Raw genomic sequence first — 2445 nt, 5'->3', positions numbered from 1 at the left:
AACATTCTTCTCGTCATTTAGATTCTCCAGTTTCATAAACACCTTATCTCGGTGTCCACGAAACCGGCAGCAGGCCACTCTGTGGGGAGGCGCTTGTAGCTGTCGCTCTCGAAGAGCTTCTCCAGCCGCTGGTACATGGTGTACAGGCCAGAGCGGACAGTGCCGTGAAGCTCCAGCAGGCGCTCGTACTGCTTCTGATCCAGCTCCACCCCCTTGATCTTCCGCGTGGGCGCAGAGAGACCGAAGTCGAGGCCAGCCAGCTCGTCCAGCACAGGGTCCTGTTTCCAGTCGCCTGCAGTGATCGGGTTAGCGGAAGCAAACGCTTCACCGAGGGGAGAGACCATGTCCGCGCCCCAGCCCTTGGGGTAGTGGATGATCTGTCCGGTGATCCATGAGCGCTTGGCCGGGATCGTCTCGGAGTAGCCGGGGATGGTGTTCTTGATCGCGTCGAGCATCGACCGCACGTCCCGCAGAGCCGGGTCCTTGAACTTCCGCGCCTCACGGAGGGCAGAGGAGTAAGGGACCATACTGGAAGCGTAGCGGTTCATCAGTGACTGCAAGTTGCGCTCAGGTGCGCTCAGCGCCGCGAACGTGTCCGAGAGGCCCTGAAGGTACGTCTTGGATGTCACGTTGTTGGTGAAGCCGATCAGTGCCGCCACTGCGAGGTCGTCCAGCTCCTGCTCTCCCACCTGTCCGCCGATCTCTGTCACGTCAGCAGCAATGCCGAGGAACATGGAGAAGGGTTCGAGGCGGGCGTACTCGACATACCGCTTGCCGCCGTTGCCGTCGTCGATGACGAAGGAGTTGGGACGCCAGCCGGTCTCCATCAGGAGCTTGCGCTGTTGCGGGTCTGTCGGGCCGGAGCCTGTGATCTTCCCTTCCTGAGCCGCGATGATCGCCGCGCCCCACATCAGGTTCCCTGTAACCAACTTGCCGCGAGCTGCCGCGACCCGCTTGGGATCACCGCTCTTGAGGTCAGCGTTAAGGGTGCTGGACAGACGGCGCAGGACCGGGGTCCGTTGCACACTGGCCTTGATAATGTTGGTCGGTGTCCGAACGAACGGAAGGATCAGCTTGAGCGCCGGGTGCCTGTTGGTCATGTTCTGGATTTCCTTTGAGAGCTTTCCAAACTGTCCGTCACCTGTCCCCAATTCATGCGTGAAGGTCACCTCTCGTGCACGTTCAATATGACGCGGTGAACGTGCAGACCCGTCCTTCGCGACAGCTGTCTCCATGCGATCAGCAATGTACTTGCCCGCCTGCTTTGGGTTCAGCTTGCCAGCAGCCACCAGATCGTTCGCCTGAGCCACCAGATCAGCGTAGACGCCGGAACGGTAGTTGACCTGCTTGAAGAACTCATCAGCTGTCAGCAGCCCCCGTGAAGGGAAGCGGATGACCTCACCAATGCCGTTGATCAGACCCCGCACAGCTGCGTTGTCGCTGTTCGAGCGGATCGCACGGAAGTCGTTGCCGTTGGCCTCAAGGATCGCAGCCTCAGGATCGAGCAGGTTGCGCCCTTTCACAAAGGCCTGTCCCGCCAGCTTCATGCTGTCCTTCACCGCCATGACGATGCCAGCGTACTGCCGCGCACCTTCCTTGATCATCGCTGGGTCCATCGACACCGCACCACCCAGCATCTTCTCAGCAGGAAACAGCATTGTGTTGCCCGCGTTCGAGATGATGTTGATCATGTGGGTCTTGGGTCCTGACAGGATCGCGTTGATCCAGACCTCGTTGATGACACGCATAGGACCAGTGGCCCCTTCAGCGATCTTGAAGATGCCGTTGGCACCACCCTTACTCGCCTTGTTGAGGATGATCGCCCGCGCCATGTCGTCGATGCCAGTGCTGCCACCAGCTCCCGCGATGTTCTCGTCGATCTGCTTGATGATGTCAGCCTTGGAAAGCTCCTGACCAGTCAGCCAGTCCGAGGTACGGATACGCCCCGCAGAGGTCGCCTGAGCTGCCCCTGTGATGGTTGCCTTCAGGTTCCCTGAGGTTTCCACCAGACGTGCCTGCATACGGATGAACTTCTCGTAGACCTCCTTGCCAGCATCGCCAGCGTCGATCACGTAGGCCAGCCGCTCCACCTCACCCGCGAGGGATTGGACCAGAGCCTTACCAGCCACGACCATTGCCCGCTGCTTCTCCGCGTTGCCAGCCATCTGGGCCAGCGATGCGTCGATCACGTTGGGGTCCACGTCCACGCTCTCAGCCAGATAGGCCCGCGCTTCGTTGGTGACGTCTTCGAGGCTTGTGGACTTCAGGAAGGTGGAGTTGTCCACTGCATCAGCTGCCATGTTGATCACATCCTTGATGTCTACGTCCGCGTCCATCTTGTCGAAGTTGAAGATGCCGCTGTCGGGGATGATCAGCCCCACTTGAGTGGTCCAATTTGATTGTTAGTGCATGATCGGCCTTTGGTCCATCTGGACAATGGTTTCT

At 59.5% G+C, this 2445-nt stretch carries 1 protein-coding gene; it reads right to left on the bottom strand.

Annotated elements, in window-relative coordinates; translation table 11 throughout:
* Nucleotides 1–32: 32 nt before the first annotated feature.
* A complete protein-coding gene (locus tag Q1A91_RS23620) occupies nt 33–2381 on the bottom strand; it encodes a hypothetical protein (RefSeq protein WP_299883369.1) in 2349 nt (782 codons plus the stop codon).
* Between the last annotated feature and the right edge of the window lie 64 nt (nt 2382–2445).

The organism is uncultured Sulfitobacter sp., assembly GCF_947500075.1.
GTDB lineage: Bacteria > Pseudomonadota > Alphaproteobacteria > Rhodobacterales > Rhodobacteraceae > Sulfitobacter.
The sequence above is the reverse complement of the archived record's forward strand: the minus strand, read 5'-3'. Positions and strand labels throughout refer to the sequence as shown.